The 23,966-nt window shown below is 50.5% G+C and carries 30 protein-coding genes and 1 pseudogene; 15 read left to right on the top strand and 16 right to left on the bottom strand.

Features of this window, described 5'->3' with window-relative positions:
• Positions 1-6: 6 nt before the first annotated feature.
• From JL719_RS18870 to JL719_RS18855, 4 genes are read left to right on the top strand one after another with little or no spacing between them, the layout of a single operon-like run.
• Positions 7-531 carry a hypothetical protein gene (locus JL719_RS18870; RefSeq protein WP_033158440.1) on the top strand — a complete coding sequence of 175 codons (525 nt, stop codon included), beginning with the start codon at positions 7-9 and terminating at the stop codon, positions 529-531.
• 15 nt (positions 532-546) lie between these two features.
• The gene (locus JL719_RS18865; RefSeq protein WP_203531400.1) at positions 547-2,562 is read left to right on the top strand and encodes a hypothetical protein; all 2,016 of its coding nucleotides are present in this window, start codon (positions 547-549) and stop codon (positions 2,560-2,562) included.
• A gap of 26 nt (positions 2,563-2,588) precedes the next feature.
• A complete protein-coding gene (locus JL719_RS18860) occupies positions 2,589-3,353 on the top strand; it encodes a helix-turn-helix domain-containing protein (protein ID WP_033158442.1) in 765 nt (254 codons plus the stop codon).
• A gap of 18 nt (positions 3,354-3,371) precedes the next feature.
• The gene (locus JL719_RS18855) at positions 3,372-4,136 is read left to right on the top strand and encodes a hypothetical protein (RefSeq protein WP_084153398.1); all 765 of its coding nucleotides are present in this window, start codon (positions 3,372-3,374) and stop codon (positions 4,134-4,136) included.
• A 25-nt stretch (positions 4,137-4,161) separates the two neighbouring features.
• Here the strand turns inward: JL719_RS18855 and JL719_RS18850 are convergent, their stop codons facing one another.
• Both JL719_RS18850 and JL719_RS18845 read right to left on the bottom strand, forming a co-directional pair.
• Positions 4,162-4,581, bottom strand: a complete 420-nt coding sequence (locus JL719_RS18850; protein WP_033158443.1) for a hypothetical protein — start codon at positions 4,579-4,581, stop codon at positions 4,162-4,164.
• Positions 4,582-4,654: 73 nt separating this feature from the next.
• Positions 4,655-5,311, bottom strand: coding sequence for an SOS response-associated peptidase (locus tag JL719_RS18845; protein ID WP_033158444.1), 657 nt, complete (start codon positions 5,309-5,311; stop codon positions 4,655-4,657).
• A 152-nt stretch (positions 5,312-5,463) separates the two neighbouring features.
• Between JL719_RS18845 and JL719_RS18840 the strand changes: the two genes are divergently transcribed.
• The 7 genes from JL719_RS18840 (at position 5,464) to JL719_RS18810 (ending at position 11,019) form a co-directional block, all read left to right on the top strand.
• Positions 5,464-5,934, top strand: a complete 471-nt coding sequence (locus JL719_RS18840; RefSeq protein ID WP_225892907.1) for a LexA family protein — start codon at positions 5,464-5,466, stop codon at positions 5,932-5,934.
• A 2-nt stretch (positions 5,935-5,936) separates the two neighbouring features.
• Positions 5,937-7,232, top strand: coding sequence for a Y-family DNA polymerase (locus JL719_RS18835; RefSeq protein WP_033158445.1), 1,296 nt, complete (start codon positions 5,937-5,939; stop codon positions 7,230-7,232).
• Positions 7,233-7,319: 87 nt separating this feature from the next.
• On the top strand, positions 7,320-7,889 hold the full coding sequence (locus JL719_RS18830) for a hypothetical protein (RefSeq protein ID WP_033158446.1): 570 nt from the start codon (positions 7,320-7,322) through the stop codon (positions 7,887-7,889).
• A gap of 28 nt (positions 7,890-7,917) precedes the next feature.
• Entirely contained in the window at positions 7,918-8,442 is a 525-nt protein-coding gene (locus JL719_RS18825) for a hypothetical protein (RefSeq protein ID WP_033158447.1), read from the top strand.
• 8 nt (positions 8,443-8,450) lie between these two features.
• Complete coding sequence (locus JL719_RS18820; RefSeq protein ID WP_033158448.1) at positions 8,451-10,016, top strand: hypothetical protein; 1,566 nt, start codon at positions 8,451-8,453, stop codon at positions 10,014-10,016.
• Between the two features lie 6 nt (positions 10,017-10,022).
• Positions 10,023-10,178 (top strand): hypothetical protein, encoded by a 156-nt coding sequence (locus tag JL719_RS18815; protein ID WP_165385984.1) that lies wholly within the window; start codon positions 10,023-10,025, stop codon positions 10,176-10,178.
• Between the two features lie 511 nt (positions 10,179-10,689).
• Positions 10,690-11,019 (top strand): hypothetical protein, encoded by a 330-nt coding sequence (locus JL719_RS18810; protein ID WP_129871434.1) that lies wholly within the window; start codon positions 10,690-10,692, stop codon positions 11,017-11,019.
• 146 nt (positions 11,020-11,165) lie between these two features.
• Here JL719_RS18810 and JL719_RS18805 read toward each other — a convergent pair whose 3' ends face one another.
• Complete coding sequence (locus JL719_RS18805; protein WP_033158450.1) at positions 11,166-11,960, bottom strand: hypothetical protein; 795 nt, start codon at positions 11,958-11,960, stop codon at positions 11,166-11,168.
• Entirely contained in the window at positions 11,957-12,355 is a 399-nt protein-coding gene (locus tag JL719_RS18800; protein WP_051670315.1) for a lysozyme inhibitor LprI family protein, read from the bottom strand. The genes JL719_RS18805 and JL719_RS18800 overlap by 4 nt, the downstream gene beginning before the upstream one ends.
• Positions 12,356-12,527: 172 nt before the next feature.
• Between JL719_RS18800 and JL719_RS18795 the strand changes: the two genes are divergently transcribed.
• Positions 12,528-12,785 (top strand): helix-turn-helix transcriptional regulator, encoded by a 258-nt coding sequence (locus JL719_RS18795; protein ID WP_225892906.1) that lies wholly within the window; start codon positions 12,528-12,530, stop codon positions 12,783-12,785.
• Positions 12,782-12,967, top strand: coding sequence for a hypothetical protein (locus JL719_RS18790; RefSeq protein WP_033158452.1), 186 nt, complete (start codon positions 12,782-12,784; stop codon positions 12,965-12,967). Before JL719_RS18795 ends, JL719_RS18790 begins: the two co-directional genes overlap by 4 nt.
• Before the next feature lie 1,893 nt (positions 12,968-14,860).
• On the opposite strand, the gene JL719_RS18785 is transcribed toward JL719_RS18790, so the two are convergent.
• The 7 genes and pseudogenes from JL719_RS18785 to JL719_RS18765 form a co-directional block, all read right to left on the bottom strand.
• The gene (locus tag JL719_RS18785; RefSeq protein ID WP_033158453.1) at positions 14,861-15,499 is read right to left on the bottom strand and encodes a hypothetical protein; all 639 of its coding nucleotides are present in this window, start codon (positions 15,497-15,499) and stop codon (positions 14,861-14,863) included.
• A 45-nt stretch (positions 15,500-15,544) separates the two neighbouring features.
• Positions 15,545-16,162 (bottom strand): annotated as a pseudogene (locus tag JL719_RS18780) (Sir2 family NAD-dependent protein deacetylase); the annotation flags it as partial.
• Between the two features lie 15 nt (positions 16,163-16,177).
• Positions 16,178-16,300, bottom strand: coding sequence for a Sir2 family NAD-dependent protein deacetylase (locus tag JL719_RS24315; RefSeq protein ID WP_256438904.1), 123 nt, complete (start codon positions 16,298-16,300; stop codon positions 16,178-16,180).
• 145 nt (positions 16,301-16,445) lie between these two features.
• Positions 16,446-17,204 (bottom strand): tyrosine-type recombinase/integrase, encoded by a 759-nt coding sequence (locus JL719_RS18775; protein WP_225893121.1) that lies wholly within the window; start codon positions 17,202-17,204, stop codon positions 16,446-16,448.
• Positions 17,205-17,332: 128 nt separating this feature from the next.
• A complete protein-coding gene (locus JL719_RS24155) occupies positions 17,333-17,698 on the bottom strand; it encodes a hypothetical protein (protein WP_051670320.1) in 366 nt (121 codons plus the stop codon).
• A 272-nt stretch (positions 17,699-17,970) separates the two neighbouring features.
• Positions 17,971-18,387, bottom strand: a complete 417-nt coding sequence (locus tag JL719_RS18770) for a hypothetical protein (protein ID WP_033158455.1) — start codon at positions 18,385-18,387, stop codon at positions 17,971-17,973.
• A 153-nt stretch (positions 18,388-18,540) separates the two neighbouring features.
• Positions 18,541-19,527, bottom strand: a complete 987-nt coding sequence (locus JL719_RS18765) for a tyrosine-type recombinase/integrase (protein WP_033158456.1) — start codon at positions 19,525-19,527, stop codon at positions 18,541-18,543.
• Positions 19,528-19,559: 32 nt separating this feature from the next.
• On the opposite strand from JL719_RS18765, the gene JL719_RS18760 reads away from it, so the two are divergent.
• Complete coding sequence (locus JL719_RS18760; protein ID WP_129871433.1) at positions 19,560-19,808, top strand: hypothetical protein; 249 nt, start codon at positions 19,560-19,562, stop codon at positions 19,806-19,808.
• A 227-nt stretch (positions 19,809-20,035) separates the two neighbouring features.
• On the opposite strand, the gene JL719_RS18755 is transcribed toward JL719_RS18760, so the two are convergent.
• From JL719_RS18755 to JL719_RS24310, 4 genes are all read right to left on the bottom strand, one after another.
• Positions 20,036-20,530, bottom strand: a complete 495-nt coding sequence (locus JL719_RS18755; protein WP_033158458.1) for a JAB domain-containing protein — start codon at positions 20,528-20,530, stop codon at positions 20,036-20,038.
• Between the two features lie 136 nt (positions 20,531-20,666).
• The gene (locus JL719_RS18750; RefSeq protein ID WP_033158459.1) at positions 20,667-21,239 is read right to left on the bottom strand and encodes a hypothetical protein; all 573 of its coding nucleotides are present in this window, start codon (positions 21,237-21,239) and stop codon (positions 20,667-20,669) included.
• A 78-nt stretch (positions 21,240-21,317) separates the two neighbouring features.
• The gene (locus tag JL719_RS18745; protein ID WP_051670323.1) at positions 21,318-21,668 is read right to left on the bottom strand and encodes a hypothetical protein; all 351 of its coding nucleotides are present in this window, start codon (positions 21,666-21,668) and stop codon (positions 21,318-21,320) included.
• A gap of 95 nt (positions 21,669-21,763) precedes the next feature.
• On the bottom strand, positions 21,764-21,895 hold the full coding sequence (locus JL719_RS24310; RefSeq protein ID WP_256438903.1) for a hypothetical protein: 132 nt from the start codon (positions 21,893-21,895) through the stop codon (positions 21,764-21,766).
• 298 nt (positions 21,896-22,193) lie between these two features.
• On the opposite strand from JL719_RS24310, the gene JL719_RS18740 reads away from it, so the two are divergent.
• On the top strand, positions 22,194-23,420 hold the full coding sequence (locus tag JL719_RS18740; RefSeq protein WP_033158460.1) for an IS256 family transposase: 1,227 nt from the start codon (positions 22,194-22,196) through the stop codon (positions 23,418-23,420).
• A 218-nt stretch (positions 23,421-23,638) separates the two neighbouring features.
• On the opposite strand, the gene JL719_RS18735 is transcribed toward JL719_RS18740, so the two are convergent.
• On the bottom strand, positions 23,639-23,941 hold the full coding sequence (locus JL719_RS18735; RefSeq protein ID WP_033159555.1) for a hypothetical protein: 303 nt from the start codon (positions 23,939-23,941) through the stop codon (positions 23,639-23,641).
• Positions 23,942-23,966 lie beyond the last annotated feature (25 nt).

Raw genomic sequence — 23,966 nt, 5'->3', positions numbered from 1 at the left:
ATAATCATGAATATGCAGATAGTAACCGGCGAAAAATTAGGCGAAGTAAAAGCCAGAATCCAGGCGCTTCAAGAGATTGTTCGGTTCAACCAAGATGACAAAATAGGTTACGAGCGCATGCAGCTCGCAAATCGGTTTAATGCGGCAATGAAAAATCGAATGACGCCGGCAGAATTTGTCGAATTATTTCCAAATCCGCCAGTTTCAGGAACAAATTTGACGCTGTATAACGCAGTAAAAACCGGTGCCGACCAACTTTCGCCAGCAAACGAAAGCCCGGAAATTGCAGCCGATTTTCTGGAACTTGACAACTATTTCCGTAATGCCGCAAAGCCTGAAAGATCGTTAACTGAGGCGGAGTTTTCCACACTGTACCCTGAGCCAAATTTCGACATAGAAACCGCTGCCATTGCCACCGCTCAGACAGAAGCCGATAAGTTGCGCAGCTTTCTCAAATCAGGGCCATACCCCGATTATCCGAGAATGTACGATGTCGACTGGCTGGTAAATACCGCCATCAGCTATCCATAGGCGGCAACCATGGCTTTGCAAAGTGATAGCCAGGGGTTCCTAATCGGCGACCCCATTGACCTTGGCCGCATGCCGGGATATTTGCGCGACATTAAAAACGATGTGGCAGCGATCAGGAAAGCAGCTATCGGCGCCGGACCGAACAGTACCCGGCAAGCAGCTAAGCCTGCTCAGTTGGCGCCAGTGGCCAACCGCCGGCAGGTGGCAAGCCCGTTACGCGGTTCCAATGGACAATTTTTGCCGTCGTCATTTAATGGCAAAGCTGCCGAGCCACCCAAAACCAAAGCGGCGTCGGCGGAAATTGCAGCCTTAGCGGCGCGCCTTGCCAATGCCTCTCGAGGTGGTCTTAGTGCTGCCGGCGATGTCGATCCGGCTGCAAAAGCATTCCAGGAAGTGGCTGAGCCCATGCGGCGAGGTTTAAGCCTGTTCAATCGCGCTGATAGCAAGCAGGAAGGATTACTTCGCAAGATTTTCAGGAAACTTGATGTTTTCCACCGCGAAGAAAGCGTTTACAACAAGGCCGCAAAGAAAAGTCTCAAGGCTATTGAGGAAAAGCCAAACGGCACTAATGGCGGTAGCAACACTACGATCGCCGCCGGTGGCGGTGGTATTGGTGGCTTGCTACGTGGGATGTTGGGCGGCGGAATGCTCGGCGGATTGCTTTCTAAGGTGGGCCGAGGTGCTAAAGGCCTCCTGAGACGCATCCCTATTCTGGGCACACTGTTTGCCGCTGGTGGCGCTGCTGTTGATGTGTTTGGCAGTGAGTCAGATCCTAATCTGTCCCGCGCGCAGAAAGATGCGGCGGCGGGAAAGTCAATCGGTGGATGGACTGGCAGTCTAGCCGGTATCGGTGCCGGCGCATTGGCAGGTTCGGCGGCTGGCCCGGTCGGCACTATCGTAGGCGGCGTGGTTGGCGGCGTGGTTGGCGACCAGGCTGGGCAAATTATTGGGGAGAAGTTCGGAACCTGGGTGGCCGATCTCAGACAAGCCGATGTGCCCGGCAAGCTCGTAAGCGCGTTTGAAAGCTGGACCGGCGGCTTTGATTTCCAAAAAGGTTTCGAGCTGTGGCTTGAGCGCACAAAAAACAATTTCACCCAAGCCGGCAATGTTGTTGGTGAGCAGCTCAACGATTTCAACACATTCGTCGACAAGAATACCGGCGTTAACCTGAAAGAATTAGGCGGTCTGTGGCTTGATCGTACCCAAAACAACCTTTCTGGCGCATGGGACACGATTAAGGGTACACCATCGTGGTTACTCGATAACACCACCTTCGGCAAGGCCGGTAAAAAAGCGTTCGGCTCGTTCGGTGGATCAATACCGGGCCTGTCTGATGCTCAGGCCGCTGCGTATGCTGCGGAGGTCATGCGGACCGAATCCTCCGGTGGAGACCCGCGCGCCGAAAATCCGAAAGGATTCATCGGCAAGTACCAAATGGGCGCGGAAACGCTGGCCGATACAGGTCTAGTCAATCTCGCCAAACTTAAATCAGCCCAGAAATCCGGTCGATACGATCAAAAATCGTTCCTTGCCGATCCCGCAAACTGGACTATCGCCGGCGGCAAAGATGCCTATCTCAGTGATTCAGCGTTGCAAGACAAATCCTTTTCCGACATGCAAAAACTCAACTTCACTCAAGGTGTGAAGTCCGGGGCAATCAGCATGGCCGCAAGCCCAGAGCAAGTCGCCGCCTACTTGAAAGCCGCACACCTTGGCGGCGCCACTGGTGCCAGTGATTATTTTTTGCGCGGCATCGACAAATCGGACGGCAATACCTTCATGTCAACATATGCCAAACAAGGCGCTGCGGCTGTCCGGGCGGTGTCGGTTAACGCACCATCATTAAAAACACCACCTATGCCATCCACGCCTAAGGTAGCGGACGCACCAACGGTAATCGAGCCGCTAAATGCGCAGAACGACAAGGTGCAAGTGGTTCGAATTGAAGATAACAGCGACGTCGGCCAAAACCTATCAGACAGGGCGTCGTCGCACCTGGCTACGGGCGGCATTGGGTGGAGGCAATGGTAGGTAAGTAGTCGAGTGGGTTCCGCCTTATGCTGAACCCCATTCCGCAACTAATTTTTGACAAAGAGGGCCATAGAATGATCGATAAGGACGAGGTTTTGCTATCAAAGCAAGTTGGGTTGCGGTTGGCTGAGGCCCGAAAAGAGTTCTGTAAATTGTCGCAGCAACAAGCTGCTGAATTGCTCGGCATACATCCTGATCAACTCCGGGCTATGGAGGAAGGGCTTTCGCTTGTGCCTCTCAGCCTGATCAAAAAGGCGGCAGAAGCCTTTGCTATTAGTGCCTGTTGGATTCTAGGTTTGGTCGCTGATGACTGGGAACTGGATATAGAAACAAGGCGAGAGCGTGACTTTCTCGTCGCCTTGGAGAAATTGCACCTTGAAAGCCGGGCCCAGCAAGTCGCCAAGCAGGTCGAACAGGACAACAAGCTTGCCGCCCTGTCGGAAGCTGTCACCTTGCTTTCACAGGCTGTCCAGGCGATTGATGATTCATTTATGGCGTTCTGGGCAAAAAACGAAGAGTTCACAGACATGGCTGGTGGTTCATCCGTCCTTGGCCGAATCGACCAAGGACAAGCCGCAGCGCGCGCCGCAACGTTAAGCCTTGTTCGAGCAAAAATCTTGCCGATTCACGCGCTAGCCGCGTTACCGCAGCCAAAGCCAACGATGAAAGTCTGGAAGAGACCTGCACCAGCGCAGTTGCCGCAACCAGTCTTACCGATAGCCGAAAGTAATCCGCGCGCCACCAGCCAACGCAATCACGCCTCATTAACCCCGGCTGCACTCGCATCATAGCCCAAAACAGGAATAAAAATGGCAACAGCACCAGATAAACCCGTTGTATTAAGCTCAGACTGGGGCAACTTGTCCCCCCACCTAATAGCATCTTTCTGGCCGGTGGATCGCAAAGGCAAGCGCATTGAGGATATTACGGTTAAAGCGGCTATTACGGAATCCAATCTGGAAATGTCATTAAACTGGTCAAGCCCGTTCGAAAACCAGGGCGCGCAAAACATCACGCCCACTCTCCAGCAAATGGTACAAAGCGGCAGCATTGAAGGTTTAGTTGGCAAAGCCGACAGCGTGTTCGGAAGCGACCTACAGCGCCTCGCTCACGGCCTTGAAGGCCGAACCGCAATAACAAAGCTCAATAGCACCCAAGTATTTGTCGGTGCTGCGCCGGCCACGTTTAATGTCACGGCACTATTCCGCGCCTGGAAAAATCCGGTCGAAGAGGTGCATAAACCCTTCGATCAGCTAATGAAGTGGGTGCTGCCAGTCGAGCTATCCGAAGAAGGTAGCCTCGCGGCCAGGCTATTACAAGACGGATTTAAGTACGCCACAACTTTCCCGTCAATCGCTCCGGTTCTTCTGGCAGTGAAGTACAAGGATGCCACCTACTGGCCACTGGTCATCGAATCGATCAGCAAGGATACAAATTCCCCGGTTGATAAACATGGCAAATTTGTCGAGCTGACAGTTCCCATGAAATTGACCACGCTTGCTGCGATTGACCGAGCAGACTGGAGTCGGTACCTGGATAACAATATCGGTGTAAATTCAGGCCAAAGACGGTAATACGCGGGCACGGTATTGTTGATGCTTACCAGCGCCCCCGGTGACGTTGCTCGATCCTTGGCATTTGTTGCGGTTGCTGCTGCTGAGGATAAACAAAGCCTCTAACCGGTGGCAACCCGTAATAATCGGCCGGGGCCTGATAACCGGTCGGAGGCTGCTGATTATATCCCCTATAGCCGCCTTGATAGCCCTGATAGCCCTGATAGCCCTGGTAACCTTGATAGCCCTGGTAACCTTGATAGCCTTGGTTACCCTCGCTCTGGTTATAGTCATCCCGGTAATCATCCCGGCGCTGGAATTGCTGTTGTTGGGCACGCTGCTGCTGTTCGTATTGCCTTTGTTTCTGTTGCTGTTGACGAGGCATGTAGACCCAATCATCCTGATCGCCGAAAGCCGTACCCGATAGAAACAGGCTAAGTACCAAAATCGTTACTGGTCCGCGCATAAATCCTCCTGTTGTTGGATTTCTCTGTTGCAGACGATTATCCTCCGACGTTCCTTAATCGACTGCAATTTATTTAAACAGGGGCAACACAACGCTCATCATCGTGCTTTGGATTGTTCACCCAATCGCCTACTGGTGTAGCGGTCATTTCGGCATAGGCGTGGTTATCCAGTAATTCAAGGGCCTCGTCGGCGCCAGCGGCTTTATTCAGCCATTGCCGGTAGTAGCCCGGCGTTATGATGACCGGCATTCGGTCGTGGATGGGTTGCATTAGCTCAGATGCAGATGTGGTAATAATCGTGCAGGAATACAGAGTTTCTGTTTCATGTTGCCATTGTTCCCAAAGGCCGGCGAAGGCGAACAGGCTGTTGTCCGGACGGTGAATGTGAAAAGGCTGTTTGCCGTTTTTCCGCTCCCACTCATAAAAACCGGTGGCCGGGATCAGGCAGCGGCGGTGTTTGAATGCAGACCGGAACGACGGCTTTTCCTTCACCGTTTCTGCTCTGGCGTTGATCAGGTGCCCGCTGTTTTTGGTGTCTTTGGCCCAGGATGGCACCAAGCCCCAATACAGATTTACCGGCTTTAGTGATCCGTCATCGAGTTCAACGATGTTCAGTATTTTTCTGCCGGGTGTGATGTTGTAGCTCGGTTGAAACTTTACCTGGCGAAGTAACTGAAAATGCTCAATGATGATGTCCGGCTTTGTCGTCAAACTGTAGCGGCCACACATACCCTTGCCTCACGCTGATTACTGGGATGCATTAAACCCGAATGTCCAGGAGTTGCACAATACCGTCACTAAGAACAAATATAGAACAATGGCCTTTTCGATGGTAGGCTATGCCACCCGTTCATCAGACTAATTGTCATGCCATGCCTGTAATGCCTTTTAAACGTAATGTCGTCGAAGATGTAGTGATTTTGGCAGATCGACTCGCCGTGTCCAAGCCGTCTCAATGGCTACAACGACTTCGCCTACCGTTGTTCGCTGGCAAAGTCTCTGCGGGTTTCCCTTCGCCAGCAGCCGACCACATCGAAAAAAACCTGGACTTAAATGAATTGCTGATCCAAAAACCTGCCGCGACGTACTTTGTTAGGGCACAAGGTGAATCGATGCTTGGGGCCGGCATTCACCCCAACGACATCTTAGTCGTCGATAGATCCCTGGAGCCGGTCGCGGGTAAGGTAGTGATTTGTGCACTCAACGGCGAACTGACGGTTAAGCGCCTTACGTGTGAAAACGAACAGTGGACACTAAAAGCAGAAAACCCGGATTATCCTGACATTGTTCTCACTGATGATTTGGATCTGGTGGTGTGGGGCGTCGTGACCAATGTTATTCATGCTGTTTAATTATGCAGGAACAGGCTCGCATCGCCTTGGTGGACGCCAACAATTTTTACGTTAGTTGTGAGCGGGTATTCAGACCCGATCTGAACGGCAAACCGGTGATTGTCTTGAGTAACAACGATGGCTGTGTGGTGGCCAGAAGTGCCGAAGTGAAAGCGTTTGGCATCAAAATGGGCGTCCCACTGTTTCAGGTTCGGCACCTTGTTGAGCAGCACAACATTCACGTTTTTTCATCCAATTATTCGCATTATGCCGAAATGTCAGCCAGGGTCATGGCGACTTTGGAAGCCTTTTCCCCATGCATGGAGGTGTATTCGATTGACGAGGCGTTTCTTGATTTGACCGGCGTCTATCCGTGTCAATCCGACCCGATTGCTTACGGACAGCAAATCAAGCATGCCGTGTTCCGCGCGACGGGTATTCCGGTCTGTGTCGGTATGGGGCCCACCAAGACCTTGGCTAAACTGGCAAACTTTGCCGCGAAGAAGTGGAAACAAACCAACGGCGTATTGGATCTGTCGGACCCGCTACGCCGGGAAAAGCTGATGCGTCTCGTCCCTGTCAACGAGGTTTGGGGTATTGGCCCGCAAATCTCGCGCAAACTGGATCAACTTGGGATTAAGACCATCTGGGAGTTGGCCTGCCAACCGCCGGAGAAAATCCAGCAGCAATTCAGTATCGTGGTAGCTCGGACGGTGATGGAATTGAACGGTATTGCCTGCTTGGACCTGGAAGAAATTGCCCCGAATAAACAGCAAATTGTCTGTTCCCGCAGTTTCAGCCGACGCTTAACCCACTACCACGAGTTATCTGCTGCGCTGGCCGAGTTCACCAGTCGAGCCACCGAGAAACTCAGGCAACAACAGTCGGTAGCCGGCAGCGTGACAATCTTCATTCGGACCAATGGCTTTGCCGAACGCGAACCGCAATACCAGCGCAGTGCCAGTGCTAAGCTGGATCAACACAGCCAAGATACTCGGGTGATTCTGGCTGTTGTGGATCGCTTACTCCGTGCCATTTACCAAACTGGCTACGGGTATTACAAATGCGGCGTACAACTCAGTCATATTCAGTCGGAAACCGCACCGGGACAAACTGAGCTATTCGACTTTAACAACTCGGGTTTACCGGCAGAAAACCGCGCCTTGATGAAAACGGTAGATCACATCAACCAACGTTTCCCTAAGGGCATTGCCATCGCCACGGCTCGTATCGATCAAACCTGGAAACCTAAAGCAGAGAAAATGTCTCAGCGCTACACCACCGACTGGCGCGAGCTGGTCTGCGTCAGCTGCAAATAAACCTAGCGTATATCAACTCGGAAACCTCAATCAAAATCAACTTTTCAACGTGCTTAAATTTCCCAACTTCCAAGACGCGGGGAAAACATGCAGCCGGTAATCATCGACACAGAAGAAAAGCAAAAAATCGTTAAAACATTCGGTCAGCGCATGATAATTGCGCGCGAAATGTGCGGACTGAGCGGTCTGGAAGCGGCTGAGCGGCTGGGATACGCCAATTCCTCCAAGTTGAGCAAGATAGAGCATGCCAGCGATCCGCTGGCAATTCCTGCTTTTCTACCATACAAAGCGTCTATTGTGTATCAGGTCAGCCTTGATTTTCTTTTTGCCTTGTCGGACGACTGGCAGCGCGACCCACTAATTTCCCAACAATGCCAAATTCAAAGGGCTCTCGAACAAGTCAGCGCCGAAGAGAACAACGCTATCCGGAATCTGTTTGATCAGCTGTCGGTGGTCGAACAGGCGGCAGAGGTCGCCTTCAACCGATTCGGCGAAATCAAGAAGATCGTCAACCGCTTCCGCGAAATCAATCCGGAATTCGATGAGCTGAAACTGGGGGCAAAACTGCTCAGAGTGGTCGATGAAGCGAGTTCGGAAGTCGCGGCAATTGGGCGAAAATTGGCGGGGTATCATGCATCAACCCAATCCAAAACGTAGTTTCTTCAGCCCCTAAAGGGTAAACCCTATGCCAAATACCAAAAAACACGCTGGTGGTCGGCCCACCGCGTTAAAGCCGGAGTTCATTGACCAGGCTTACAACTATTGCCTGCTTGGCGCCACCGATGCGCAGCTGGCCGGATTTTTCGGTGTGAGCGAGAAGACGATCAACACATGGAAAAAGCAGGCCCCGGAGTTTGCCGATTCCCTCAAGCGCGGCAAAACGCTTGCCGACGCTAAAGTTGCCAATTCATTGTTCCAGCGCGCGACCGGTTACAGCTGCCCTGAAACCAAAGTAAACATTGCAGATGGTCAGGTCATTTTGACCGATGTAACCAAGCACTACCCGCCCGAAACGACTGCGGCGATATTCTGGATGAAAAACCGTCAGCCTGATAAATGGCGCGATAAGATCGAGGTCAATGGATCGTTGAAACTGGACAAAGAAACACTGGATATGATCGAAACCCAGTTTGTCACCAAAATGGCAGCCGCACATGAACGCCAAAAAGCGGTGTTGGCTGAACGTGAGGCAAGGCCCGAAGCGGAGTAATAAGGCTTATGGCGAAGGCTTCGATCTTCCAAGATCCCAGGTACCTCGAATTCGTTGAACGCTTCCACGCTGACCCGCTACGTTTTGCGGTCAGCGTGTGCGGCATGTCGCCATCGTTCGACCAGGAAGACCTGCTTTTCGCTATTTCCCCGCCCAATGCCAAGGTGTCGGTGGTGTCCGGCACGTCAACCGGCAAGACGGCGGCATTCGGACGGATAGCCTTGTGGCACCTGCTTTGTCATCCGGTCGCGGTGTATGAGGGCAAGGTCGAAATCGGCTCGAACACCTACATCGGAGCCCCAAGGATAAATCAGGTAGCCGACGGTGTTTGGAAAGAGATGAACGACGTTTATCTTGCCATCGCCAACGGGCCGTATGGCTGGATCAATGACTACTACGAGATTACCAAAACCCGAGTAGCGGTCAAGGGCTTTGAAGACCAGTGGTTTATCACCCAGGTTGCCATGCAACAAGGACAAGCCATCGGTGTGGCCGGCAAACACAGGTATTGGCAGCTGATCATCATTGACGAAGCGGCTGGTGTCTCGGATGAGCATTTCGATGTAATTGACGGCACCCAAACCCAGCCTGGAAACCGCACGTTGATGGCATCCCAGGGGGTGCGCAACGCCGGCAGGTTTTACGAGTCGCACCACAATTTATCCCGTAACGGTGGTGGATCGTGGATCTCGTTACGCTTCAGCTCGGAGCGGTCGCCATTTGTCACGATGCAATGGCTCAAGGATCGTGACGACGAAACGGGCGGGCGAGAATCGATTGAGTACCGAATCCGGGTTCTCGGTCTGTTCGCTGAGGATTCCGGCAGCAACCTGCTTACCCGGGTCGAACTGGAAAGAGCGTTCGAGCGCGGGCAAATTATCCGCGATGACGAACCGTATGGTTTGTTGGTGCTGTCGGACGTTGGCTTGGGCGAATACCGCGACGAATCGGTCGCCATTATTGCCAAAGTGATTGGCTATGGTGACTTTGGCCCGGATGCGCGGCGAGTCGAGTACATCGAAATCCCGTACTGCACCAATAGAAAAAACGAAATCATTTTCGCCGGGGATCTGGCTAATCTGGTTGGCAAGCTATCAAACGCCACGCTGATGGTCGATAACGGCGGCGTTGGCGCGACGGTGAACAAACTGATCGAGGCCATGGGGGTTCCGGTCGTCAAGGTGAATTGGGGCAAGCCATGTTTCAAGAAAGAATACCAGGACCGATTCTACAACCAGCGGGCATGCGCTATGGTGCGGATGCGTGACGGCATCAAGTCGGGCCGGGTGTCGTTTCGAATGAACATCGACCGCAAGATGAAGGAAAAGATACTGCTACAGGGGGCGCGGTTGCCTTACCACTTCGCCGAGGCGGGCGGACTGCGGTACGTGATGGAAAAGAAAGAGGTCATGCGTAAGAACGGCATCAAGTCGCCCGACATATTTGATGCCAAGTCGTTCGCGTGGCTGGAAGATGCGATTTATATGGTGTCGGATAACGCCGGCAGCGGCGTTAATTCAGCGGTGGCTAAAGCGATAGCCGAGGCTGAGGATATGTTTTCGGATGTGGAGTGAGGATTTTTGAATGGAGATGTCGGTAGGGTGATCGGCAAAATGGACAAAGAATTGATTGAGCGACTAAAAACCGATTTCGTTGATCGAATGGCTATGGCGAGGGAGAGACAGCGGAAAGTCCTGGTTGAGCGTGGACTGCTCGGCGAGGATGAGCCTTATTAACGCCTTGACGTTCCCAAGACAACCATTCTTGGCATCAAGGCATCGTAAGAATAGGCCCCAATGAATACAACAGTCAAGATACAGCTCACACCACCGTCGCACCCACGACGCATTAAGGCTGTAACAGGGCGATAGCCAGGAGATTGTTGACTGAGCCGCTTTTTACAGCCGGAATGCATAAAGAAGAAACCAGCAATCGACCAATCCAGGGCTCCCTTTGTGTTGATATGTCTCTGGATTATGGTAAATTGAAGTTCTGATCGGCGCTCGTTCTTTCATCACTGGCTTTATGGTGATCGGATTGCAAGGCAGGCTGTATGCCAGTATCAGCGAGATGTGATAGCGCAGCATCCCAAAAAAGAAGTTTACCGGCTAATTCGTCCGTGGCTCTTGACCACGGTAGCGGGTTAGCTGGTTTCTCAATCTGGTTAAGCAGGTTCGAGCGGCTCTTGACCACTCGCTAACAATCCTGGCCTTTTATCAACTCAATCATTACGCGGTGTTTGACGTCATGGCAATGTTATTCAAGGGCTACCGCCCACGTATCGCGATGCAGATGGCAAACGGTGACAAGGAGCTATCAAGGTGGCTTGGTACCGCTACTTACGCTAAAACCAGCAACGGTTACTGGCTGGCTTGGCATGCGAATGCGACAGATCGTTTTTTGGTACTACCACCCGAAGGCTCAGCCGACCTGGAATGCCAATGGATTGAAAGCTGGGAAGGCGACTATACCGTTGATATGGCCTTCGATTACGTTGAATCCGGTCGCTTTGAGCGAGACGAGCCATTTGTCCTTAATTTATTCATCCAAGACCCGGTAACGGGCGAGTGGCGTTAAGTCATTGCTGGTGACATTTTTGAAGGCCGCACACCGTCGCGGCTTTTTGCTATTTATTGGACGTTATTAGCGGTTAATGACCTATTAACCCACCGGAAAACGATAGGCGAACGACTTAGTTTTGTATTGCCCTTTTTTCTCCAATTTCAATTTAAAGATTGAAAATAAACTGCATCAAAAATAGGAACAGGCACCGATTGAAGTAGCACCAATAGCACTTCGCTGTTTTCGGTGTATTTCCCAACAATGCCAAACCATCCATTTACTTTTGCTGTTTTCTCGAATTCATCTTTTAATTTTTCAGGTATGCGAACCTTAAAATAACTTCTGCTAGTTAGTAGCTGCGCAACAAAAATATTGTCGCCATCCATACGATTAATCATTCCAACCATTGAATAAAATTGGTTATCAGGTTTTATTTTTGGCGAGTTTGCTAATGCTTCTCCTTGCTTTGCATCATAAAAAATTGATGCTTCCTCGACTGATTCTGGTTGCTTTTTTCCTGTTTTTAGTAATATTTTTAACTCATCTTTCTTTCGCTTTTTATCCTCTTCTTCCGCTGTTTTTTTTGCCGCTATTTGGCGTATTTCCTCATCAATTCTTTCTTGCTGACGCGCTAAATTATCTTTGTTTGCCGAATAGGACTTTGCTTTAATTTCAGACCTAATTTCGGCGTAATATTCTTGAGCCTCTTTTTCACACGTACTCAAAGGATAATTGATAGGCTTAGAATTCTGAGCATAAATACCCAAAGAATCGCAAGCCATTCTTGATACTGAAAAATTATTTGGATTTTCTCTTACGAATTGCCTTACCTTTAATCTGGCGTCTCCGATTGAAATATTGTCTGGCCCAAAATAGAATGGTGAATAAACAGAATCATCAATAGTTGCGCATGTTGATAAAAATAGAATCGGGTAAAATATAATTTTTCTGATCATGGTCTGCTTCCCGCAATAATTTCAAGCTCTTTTGCTCTATTCCCTGTTTCAGAAACAATACATTCGTTAGAATTGATAGCCGCCGATGTGCCGCCGTCTGGATCTGCATAAAATCCGCAATTTGCGTCCCGATATTTCAACCATGCTCTTTGGGCTTCTTGTAGCGCTTTAACTCTCTGCTTTTCGATTCCGGTCATTGCTGACTTGTAGGCTTTATTCAGTCGTGCATCTTGAATTTCGGTTTCCGTTGAAATGCAACCGAGTAATTCGTTGGTGACGCCACCAGAATCAGCCACGCATTTTTTGTACTGATCAGATAAATTAACATCATCCGCTAATACAACAACCGGAAAAGCCGCCAAAACGAAAACCAAAAACATCATTCCCTTACACATACCCATTTCCTCCAACAGTAAAAGTCAGCCCAAAAGTAGCCGATAGCACTGCGACGGTCAATGCGCAGTGGTTCGTGTGGCCCTATTTCAAATTCGGAAAACGGCGCAAATAGGCCCGAAATCATCCATCAACATATCACCATCGTTCACTAGACCTATTTAGGAGGTCACGATGGCAAGCAAACCAAGCCCACACAGAATGGCGGCAGTAGCGTTAGGCTATTTGCGCGTCTGGCATATCACAGGCGACGAAAAGCGCGGCATTGATCCATTGCTGCCGATTGGTCGATCAACGTTCCTGGCCCGCGTAGCATCGGGCGAATACCCGCAACCGATCAAGCTTGGTAAGCGGACAACTGCCTGGCGAAAATCGGACATTCTGGCTCTGCTTGAAAGTTTCGACTTAGCTATCGACGTGGAGGCAGCATGAGCACCGATGCAAAATTGAAGCTGGTCGAAGTTCATGGACAGAAATTGACAACTACCACCTTGATTATTGCTGAACAGTGCAAAGTAAAACACGAGAGTACAATCAAGCTTGCTAGAAAATTCAAATCCGACCTGGAAGACGTCGGAAGGGTCGGATTTGAAATCCGATCCTTTCACATCTGAACGCGATAGCGTAAATCCGCTATCGGTCTTGAAAGATGGTTCAGCGCCAATGAATTCCGATAATTAGTCGGAATTGTGATCGCTCCCCAATATCGGGGAGCAAGCAAACCGTTTTAAGCGGATAAAGTATCACTGCCGATGGGGTGCAAAAGCTGCACCACATCAGTAACGCAAATTTTGCGTTACCTTTATTTTGCAAGGCCTTAGGAATTTCTCGGCATCGGTGGAAATAACCATAGATTGAATCTAGGCCGCGTCGATAATGAAATGTCGCGCAAAAAACAAAGGACACGAATAATAATCGCATCCTTTGCTTGCGCCGACATCGATCCCAGCAGCCAAAGCTGGGGTTGCCGACGGTTTGAATATAGCCCAAAAGCCCAATCGATACAATCGGCCACAAAAAGAAAAGGCCACGACGAATCGCAGCCTTTTCTTGCAACTACTTCCAACGACCGGGGAACTAATCCTTCCGGTTTAGCCAGTTGCCAACTTGAAAAAATTGTACCATCAAAAATTCATCACCCATAAAAAAGCCGGCAAAGCCCCCGTATAAGGCTTGCCGGCTGATGCATCCTTGCAATCTCATGAACTGACAAGATGCCGACCCGGGCATTTGGGTAACTCGGGCCGGCTGCGATCAATCGCCATTGAACGCAAGGTAAGTATATCGAGGGGAAAATGGCATTAGTGTTGCGGTTTCCGAAGTTCGTTCTTAGCGATTCGTCTATCTTTTCAAGTGCAACCGATCACGAGCAGTCGGTAACTGTTACCGATTGGTATTTAGGTGTTCCGCGACCGCTGGTTTATTTCAACGAATGAACGGGGGGATATGACATTTGTGAATCTGACGTTTGCAAAATCTCCGAAAGATGACGCCCACATCCCGCACAAATATAATTGCCGGTCGGCTCGCCATGCTTAAATTCTGTCAAAAATGAATCGTGACCACAGCGATCAATCGCGGGTTTAATGTTTGTTTTGCTTGGCCGGTGATCGTGCATATTCCCTCTCCATGTAATGTATTTTGCCGACCAAATTTATACGATGGATGGACGCAATTCCGTTAATAACCCGGCAGGTTTTCGGTGTTTATTGTTAGCAATTTAGGAAGTGTGAATTGCGCTACATATCCGCAATTAACCGGCGTCGGTGCGGTCAAAACTGCGAAGCCCTGCACGGCATGATTCTCTGATAACTGGATAATCGAACTCAAGGAAATTAAATTAATGGGGAACTCCTATGAAATATGTCGCGGATCTGGTTGCTTTAATTTTTTTCGTCACGTCAGTTTTGATCGTAGGTCTTAATTTTGTGTTTACCATTTTTGCAGAGTGGCTTTCAGAAGTTAGGCAAAATCATGATAATAATTTGGCTATATGATTTTATCGAGCGCACTTGCACTGCAAGGCGTAAATTTAGGCGCACTGGTCAAACAAACTGATACAAAATCGACTCAGATTGAAACAACTTGAAACTACCGCTATATAAGGAATACACTACAGTTTCACGTTGTTTCAATTCGTTGGTGATGCACTTTTAATGCGATGGTCGTGCGTTCGAATCGCACACGACCCACCATCGAATGACTATAAAAATCAAGCTGTTATCGTTAATTCGATACCTGCTTTTTTTATGCCTGAAATTTGAGTACGCGAGATTTACGCGACTTGGCGTTATGCTTCGTCCAGCTTCGTAGTGACGGATTGTCGCCCCTTCAATTCTGATAGAGCACGTTCGATCTTCTGCGGACTAGCTGCCAGCCAAAAATCCAACTTGTATCACAGGCGCGGTCGATACTTGCCTGCGAGCAAGCCCACTGGATTTTGTGTTATCCAGAGGCAAACCCCCAAGCCCCGTTTTTGCCCTTCAACTCGTCACTTCATGAATCTCTCAAGCAGTCGGCTTTTCCCACTCACCGGTTTCAATATCCAAAGTCGCCTGATGCCTTACGGCCACATTGACCCAGATGTTGTCTATGCGTAAGCAGTCCCGCAGGCTCAGCTCGGGTTGTGCAAAACTGTAGTTATAACTGATCAAGTCATAAAATAACCGGCACAGAATAACTTGGCGTAGTGGCTCGGGAAAGGATCGCAGGGGATTACGGTGGTCTTGGCCGTCGGCATGCCGATTATCGACATCCAGCCCCTTGAGACTGATCTCGCGGGTGGCTAAGAAATTATCCGAGTCCTCGTCAAATTCAGGATCGTCCGAGCACAGCACAAAACACAGCTTAACGTCAATTTCGTAATCGTCCAACACCGTGCGGCTATCGGCGACTTGTGCGCTCATCCACTGGTTTTGGGTTTCCGCAAAAGTCCTTAAATGGTCTTCAACAGTCATCAACCGCTGGTTAAAGCGCAATAAGCCCTCGATTTCGGCTTCGCTATACTCGGCGTCGTTTTTTACATCGGAGGGAGACGCCAATCTCGCCAGTCGACGCATCTTGCGTTGTATTTGATTCAGATGCTGTTCCAACTCGTCAATTGAATGTTGCAGACTGGCAAGCTGTTCGCGTTGTTTTAGGTTCATCGTTCCGCCTGTCCGTTCTCTGGGTTTTTGTCGGCACCCATCGCTTTACTGGGTATACGCGGCTTGCAGCAGTGCGGGCAATAGATCACCCGCCTTACCGTGTAGATTAAAGTGGGCTTTGGCATCCAGGTTGGTTTTATCTGGATTGAGTTGAATCACCTTGGCACCTGCATTGAGGGCAACGAGCGGCAAACTGGCCGCGGGATAAACCAACGCCGATGTGCCGATGCTCATCAATACGTCGCAATGCTGAGCGGCATCTTCGGCAGCATGCCAGCTGTCTAAGGGCAACGATTCACCGAACCACACCACGCCGGGACGAATGTAATCACCGCAAGCCGGACAGCGAGGCGGTTCAACCCGCTTTGATTCAGATAAGCTTGTTGGGACTGCGATTAGCTCAAACGGCGTGGCACAGGCAATACACTGCGCGGTATGTAAACTGCCGTGCAGATGGATGACGAACTTACTACCGGCGCGTTCATGCAAGTCATCGACATTTTGGGTAATCAGCGTTAGCTTCGGGACCATTTGCTGAAGCTGTGCAATTGCCCGATGTGCCGGATTCGGTGACGAGTGCATGACCTTGGCGTGACGCCATTCATACCAACCCCAGACTAAGGCTGGATCAGCACGAAAACCGGCCTCACTGGCTAATTGCTGGGGATCGTATCGCGCTCACAGTCCGGTCATGGCATCGCGAAACGTCGGAATGCCCGATTCAGCGGACACCCCGGCGCCGGTCAAAATAACCAGATGCCGGGCATCGCGTAGGGTTTGGATTAAGCGGTCATTGAACATTAGGGTATTCCTCTCTATGGTTTTGTTTTGGGATTGAAATGGGGTCATTCGATTTCACAGCTTTGAGCCTGCGGCTGGTTGGCTCTGTATTGAATGGGGAGAGTAGTGCCCATGAATGCAGACAATCCTTCATGGGCGTAACGGTCTAAAGGCTACATAATCGTTCAACGGCAGCCTGCAGCTCTTCCAGTTCCGCCTTACAATAGTGATCCGTAATTCGATTGGACTTGTGACCCAACAAATCTTGCCTATTTTCAAAGCTGACGCCAGCTGCACGTAGCCGTCGACCAAACGTATGGCGCAGATCGTGTACGCGGCATTGCTCCAGGCCTGCTCGTTTTCTGGCTTTACGCCAGGCGTGACCGTTGATGCGTTGCACGGGCTCGCCTTTAAAGGTAAAGACATAGTCATCATGCTTACCGCGTTGTGCATTGATAATTGCCAGCGCCTTGCTATTTAACGGCACAATTCGATCCTCATTATTTTTAGTCCTGTCGCCAGGCAACACAAACACCCCCAGTTTGCGATTTTCTTCAGACCATTGCAGTTGAGTCAGTTCTTGTTCGCGTAGCCCGGTATGTAAGGCGAATGTCACCATCGCTTGTAGATGTTCCGGTAATTCAGTCAATAAGCGCTGCTCTTCTTCGCTATCGATAGGATACGGTTTGCGTAAATCGGATTTTAAAGGCTGAAGAAGCGGCGGTTCACTGAGCCATGAATTACCGAACTCATCCCGCCATAGTCGTGCCGCCAAGGTTAAGATCCGGCGAATAATCGCCAAATCACGATTTATGGTGGCATTTTTCAGGCCGGACTTTTTCCTCGCGGCGATAAACTTATCCAGCGTGCCCATGTGGAGTTTTTCCAATGGCGTATCACCGATAAAAGGTATCGCCGCCTTCAACGTGACGGCATCCCGATCCAGACTTTTCTTCTCGACTTCTTTCAGGTATTTCGTTGCCGCCTCAATAAAGGTATAGGACTTTCTTTCGCCATAGATCAGTTGTCCCCGATATTCAGTGATGCGTTGCGTTAAGTAGCGCTCCGCTTCTTCGAGGTCACTTGTGCCAGTGCTTTCATAAAGTCTTTTTCCTTTGATAACTTTATTGATGTGCCAGACACCGTTCCTTTTGGTAAGCCCTGTTGATTTTTTTGCCATGTTTCTTTCTCCAGTTTTTGGTTACCCGGCGTACCGACACGACGCACGTAATCGTCGGCCCAGGCATCAAGTTCGTTGCGATCAAAGGCAATACCTTGCGTACCGATTTTGATTTCGGTGAGCGCCGGTCTGACCTCTGCGTTAAAGCGGTTTTTGTCCATACCGAGATAAAACGGCGCATCGCGAATGCGGATAAATCTCGGTACAAATGGCAGTTGTGAATGGTTTTTTTCGGACATGATTGGCACCACGGTTTGTTGAGGTGCAACTCATTTACAGTTTTGAAAATCGCGGTTTTTCCCGCGTTTTTGCGGTGTTTTTTGCAGTGTGTTTTTTTCGCAAAAATTCGCGCATTTTTCACTGCGTGATATTCGTTAGTTTTGGGTGTCCTTTTTGGTTAAAAAATAATTTGAAAAAACGGCATCGGTATTGCCGACTTTGTTATCTTTGCAAAATAGTTTTGTGCATGAACCTTCCCGAAAAAATCGCGAAGGCATGACTTGCAACGTGACTAAAAATCCTCGGCCCATTTCTCCCAAAATCCCGGCTCGTCGTGATGAGCATTACGCATAGCAATCTCCAACGGCAGATAGAAAAAACGTTGGTTAGGATCGCGCATCGAGCCATCGGGATATTCCAAGTGATCACGTAAACGGCAATACAGTGGATCGTCATCGTCCATCCGCAAATCGATATAGATCTGGCCGAGATAGGCGCCGAAACCACTGCCTGAGGCTATCGGCGCGCTAGGCTGCCAGGCGATGCCGTGTTGTTGCAGCCAGTCTAAAAATGCTTGGCGTTTGTTATCGGCTTCATAGTCGTAAGCGGACGAGTCTGCGGAGGCCGATTGCGGATGAAATTCCAGATACAACACCGCCCGTTGTTTTTGGCGAGCAATGGTATCGATGTGTTCAATTAGTGCAGGCATAAAAAATCCTCCAGATAACAGAGATAATTCGGTGGGGTGATTTAAACGCACAGCATCCCGCCCAAATTGGGAGCGGCATACCGGCATCGTTGATTGACAGTTTTGTGAATAACGCGGTTGGGCTGTGCCAACCAGCAGCGTGCTGTTAGCTTGTTACAAGCGAAAATTCGCCATAGCTTGTCGTTGCGTTTTCACTGTACGGCGGTCATACAAGGTCGTGGTTTGCAAGTGCTCATGGCCGGCCAATTGCCGGGTGGTGTTAAAGTCCACACCTTGTTCCAACAGCTTGCTGATAAACGTGCGACGTAAATCGTGCGGTGTACAGGGCTTGAGCTTCGCCTGTCGGCAACGCCGCCTGAGCAGCGCATACACCTGGTGGGCGTTGATCGATTCGGTCGGTAAACAACCCTGACTGCTTCGGTTTCGCTCGACATGCTCTTGATCAGAACAGCGCTGGGTTTTCGCCAATTGGCAAAACAACGGCCCCGGCACACAGCCGCGTTGATGCAGCCAGCGCTTTAATGCCTGCCTGGCCTGGGCCGGCAACTGCAACTCACGCGGCTTCTGCCCTTTACCTTCACAAATTAGCAGCAAGCCGTTGCGGGGCGCATAATCGTTGACACGGAGACTAGCGACTTCACTGCGCCGCAGGCCGGCAAACACCAACAAGGCTAGAATGGCAGCATCGCGTTGGCCGATCAGGGCGGCTTGGTCTTGTTCGCACACCGCCAACAGCCGGTGGATTTCCCGTGTCGCCAACTGGCGACCGGCTGGCAGCACTTTATCGCGCACACTGTTTAGCGCCTGAATCCGTTGCCAGTCCTCTGCGGGATAGTCACCCAGCAAAAAGCCGGCTTTCAACACTCCGCGTATCGCCGCGAGACAGGTATTCACGGTATTGATCGACAAATCCGCTTGGCGTAACGCCGCCCGCAACTGCATCAGCTGCTGATAACGTAACGACAGCCAGGGCATGTCCTCCACTGTCCCTGACCAAGCCAACAACCGACCCGCGCGTTGTAACAAGGACCGCATCGAACGGCGACCGCTGGGTGCCAGATTATCGAGATACACCATCAGCGCGACACGACTGCGGACTGCATGATCATGTGTCATGGGTAATGACGAGTCGTTGGTCATACCGCAGCCTCCTCGTGATCTACCGCGCCTCGATGAATCGCATTGATGTCATTAACGACATCAATCACATCAACATCATTGAGGACATCAGGGGCAAAAAAGGCCGCAACGGTAGCAAGTACATCGACGTCACAAAAGACGTTGATAAGGACATCAAGGACACCGATGCTAGTGAAGTCGATCCGGTCCGCGACAGCCATGTCGCTCACGTCGCTAATGTCCGCATTCATTGCTACATCGCTGATCATAAATGCCCGCATAGGCATGTTAATGTGCATTAACATGCCTAAACGATGTGCAGCGTTCCGAAGGTATGATGGCAATAGACGCCGTAAGCCCCATCGTGGATACACGGGTGAGGTTTGTCGCCAATTGGCGACTGGTTCAGGGTTGCCGGCACGGCTGTTACCAACACGGGTGTTCACGCCGATCCATGGCAAGCGGATAAACGTCAAACAGGTCAACACCACAACGCGAAACTTTCTGTCGGCCAATAGTGCATTCCCGCTCATAACAAGCCCCGTTCCGCGAAGGAAAATTGCTCGATGCCGGCAATAATGAAATGATCCAACACTCTTACTTCGACCAGATTGAGGGCGTCGATTAATTTACGCGTAATCGCACGGTCTGCTTCGCTGGGTTCCGCCAATCCCGAGGGATGGTTATGCGCCAAAATCACCGCGCGGGCATTCAATTGCAAGGTTCGTTTCACCAGTTCACGCGGATAGACATTGGCGCTATCTATCGTGCCCTGGAAACAGGCCTCAGCCTCAATAATGCGGTATTGGTTATCGAGGAAAATGCAATAGAACACCTCATGCTCTAAGTGGGCTAATTCCAGCATCAGAAACTCACGCGCATCGTCAGGTGAGGTTAACGCCTGACCACGGATGAACTGCTGCGCGATTAAATGCTTGGCCATCGCCACTATTTCCGCTTCAGTAACGGGACGTACTATCAGGAAATGGCCAGGCAGTTCGTGTACTTGAAAAGGGTTATTCATGATGTGTTCTCCGATCAATAGACGTGACTTAGCCTGAGCGGTGAAGCCCATTCGGAAAAGTCACGTCGGGATCTAAAAAAAAGGTGTCAGTTCAGAACTAGTAAAACTGACAAGCGCTTGTCACGGCGAATAGCGATTATTCGGCTTGTTGATAGAGGCTGTCGATGTCCTGCAGAATCGCGGCGACATTAGACAACGCTCGTTTCAAGGTCTTAGGCGTATGCCGGTTGGGGGCAAGTTGCTTGACCGTATCGCGCAACTCCGTCACCAGTTCCACGATTTCCGGCGAGAGTTCACCTTTGGTGTCAGAGGCTTTGCCGGTGTTTTTGCCTCCCGGTGTACGTGTGCGCCCAATGTTGGTTTCTGCATCAGCATCTGTAGTAAGCGTTGCATGGGCACTAACACCCACACCGTCCACTCCAGCCTGATCAGTATCACCATCACCGTCACCATTAGCATCCGTGCCAGTACCACCGCCAGCGCCGTTATCTTGGCTAGTGAGGTCATCGGAAGTCATAGCCGATGCCTTGACTTGCTCTGCCAGCGGTTGATTTTTCGCAGGTTTGACCGACACGGTTTTACCAGCAGTGGTTGTCGCGCCTTTAGCAGTGGCCGTGCCGGTAGTTGCACTATCGGTTGTGCCAGTCTCTGCAGCGGCTTTAGCGGGAGTATTAGACTCTAATGCGGGTTGGGTAGTTTTTTGTGTCATGAGAAGTTCTCCAAAGTATTTACGAAATCAATCAGTGTTAAAAAAAATGGCACGAGATAACGAACAGGCAGATGCTGTTCAATAGTCCTCAGGCAACAGAATGGTGGTCACGCTACGGTCTGCCTCGGTTATCAACCAGAGCTTGACTGACCCTGTTGCGGAGCTATCCGCTGCTGGGGTGGGAATGTAATAGGCTGACAGGAGTCGTGAGCCACTGCGTAAGGCGTCTTCATTGGCCTTGGCATCCTCGGCACAGACATCGCCCCAATCCCCGCGGATATGACGGTGCAGTAAATCGAACGGGCTTAGGCCTAAGCGTTCCAGTACATCCAAAGCGCCCGGCGTCGCGACCAACTCCCCAGACTCGAATCGCGGCTGCGGCAGACACAATTGAACGCCAGTGCCTTCGCGCTCAGCCTCACTGGACATAGTTGTGTCCTCCCTCGGCGACGCGAAAAAACGGACTAGCTCTTAAAGTAATCCGCCTTAAAGCCAAGAGAATAACGAGACCTAAGCGATTGCGCTTATTCCTGTTCGTCATCGTCTTCACCGCTGAGGTCAGTCAGACTCAGATTGTCCAACTCGTCTAAATCGGGATCGTGCTCACCCAGTGCCGCGTATAACACCAACGTGACACAGCGGGCTAAATAGCGCACGGTATGACCCAGTTCCAGGGTGAGAGCATAAGACGCGGGCTGTTACACCGTCTGCGTGTAATCGCGGCAAGCGGCTTTTAAACCATCGGCTAACACCTGTAGCGACGGACTGGCGTTATCAAGGGTGGTAATTGACATCAGATGTCTCCTGTTATGAAGTAAACAACAATAAACAAGCAAATCCCGCCGGACCTCAGACTAACCCACACAAAACGACAGGCGCACGAACACGAGGGTGTAAGAATTTTTGTGTAAACGGCCATTAGGCAGGAAACTGCCGTTCCTTAGAGGAGAAAAAATGACCGTATCAAAATCCATCCCTACCGAGTTGCTCGATTCCTTGTTGTCCGGTTATCAGAAACCCGAAGACCTGATTGGCGAAAATGGCCTGCTGAAGCAATTGACCAAGGCTTTGGTTGAGCGTGCTTTAGAGGCAGAAATGACTGAACATCTGGGCCACGCCAAGCATGAAGCCGTCACTAATCCCAGCGGCAATGCACGTAATGGCAAGAGCCGAAAAAATCTCAAAGGTGACTTCGGCGAATTGCAGCTTGAGATTCCGCGAGACCGGCACGGCAGTTTCGAGCCGCAAATCGTCGCAAAACATCAAACGCGGTGGACAGGTTTCGACGACAAGATCATTTCGCTGTATGCCCGTGGTATGACGGTACGGGAAATCCAGAGCCATCTGGAAGAGATGTATGGCGCCGAGGTGTCGCCTTCGTTGATTTCCTCGGTCACCGATGCGGTAGCCGATGAAGTCAAAGCTTGGCAATCACGGCCGCTGGAACCGATTTATCCCATTGTCTATCTCGATTGTATACACGTCAAAGTGCGCGACACTGGCGCCGTGCGGGTCAAGGCCGTCTATTTGGCGATTGGCATCAATCTGAATGGCGAAAAGGAAGTCCTGGGGCTGTGGATCGCCCAAACCGAAGGGGCCAAGTTTTGGCTACAGGTGGTCACCGAACTGAAAAATCGCGGCGTGCAGGATATTTTCATCGCCTGTGTCGATGGGCTGAAAGGCTTTCCGGAAGCCATCGAAGCCGTGTTTCCGCAAGCCACCGTTCAGTTATGCATCGTCCACCTGGTGCGTAACAGTCTGAACTATGTCGGTTGGAAAATGCGCAAACAGATCGCCGCTGACCTCAAGCGGATTTATCAAGCGGCTACCGTGGCGGAGGCTGAGCAACAATTGGCTGCGTTCGAGGCGCAATGGAACGGCGATTATCCCTCGATTGCCCAAATATGGCGGCGTAATTGGAGCCGCATCATCCCATTTTTCGACTATCCGCCCGAAATACGCCGTATCATCTACACCACCAACGCCATCGAGTCGGTCAATATGAGCCTGAGGAAAATCACCAAGAATCGCGGCTCTTTCCCCAATGACGAGGCACTATCGAAACTGTTTTATCTGGCACTGATTAATATTAGTAAAAAATGGACCATGCCCTTGCATGACTGGAAAGCCGCTTTAAATCGGTTTAGCATTCAATTCCAAGAAAGGATGCCAAGCCACTAAACCAAAACCCGTTTACACAAAATTCAGGACACCCTCCGCTCTCTCATTGTTTAAACTTGTCTGTGATCGTCTGCTCTGAGGCTTTCACTTTCCATATACGTCAATTATCTGATCGTCTCTTATTGGCCGTAGTTGCTCTGCCAGACGAGGTGAAGCATTTAGCCTGTAGGTGTCTGCTATCGGGCTTCGCCTAATCGATGCTAACGATTTGTAACCACTTATTTCTTGCGCTTTTCAATCAGGCTGTTACGTTGCTCTAACCATAAAACGCTTGCCGCCTGTTCGGCAATGCTGCCGTTATGTACCAATTGGCATAAGCCTAAATAATGCGCGTAAAGGTTGATGATACCCTCGTCATCGGGGTAGTGTTTAAAAAGGTCACGCTGCTTTTGGTCACTCGTTGAATTGCAGAATTCGCCTGGGACCGGAAGAAAATCAAATTTGTCACCATCCCCTATGGCTGCAAGGCCTGTTGTTGCAAACAGCAATAGGGTCGTAAATAAAACTTCTCCAACAACCATGAATAACTCCGGTGTCCATGTTGAT

The sequence above is a fragment of the Methylomonas sp. LW13 genome, from assembly GCF_016865255.1.
Lineage (GTDB): Bacteria > Pseudomonadota > Gammaproteobacteria > Methylococcales > Methylomonadaceae > Methylomonas.
Note: the sequence above shows the minus strand (reverse complement) of the source record. Positions and strands in the feature narration are given on the sequence as shown.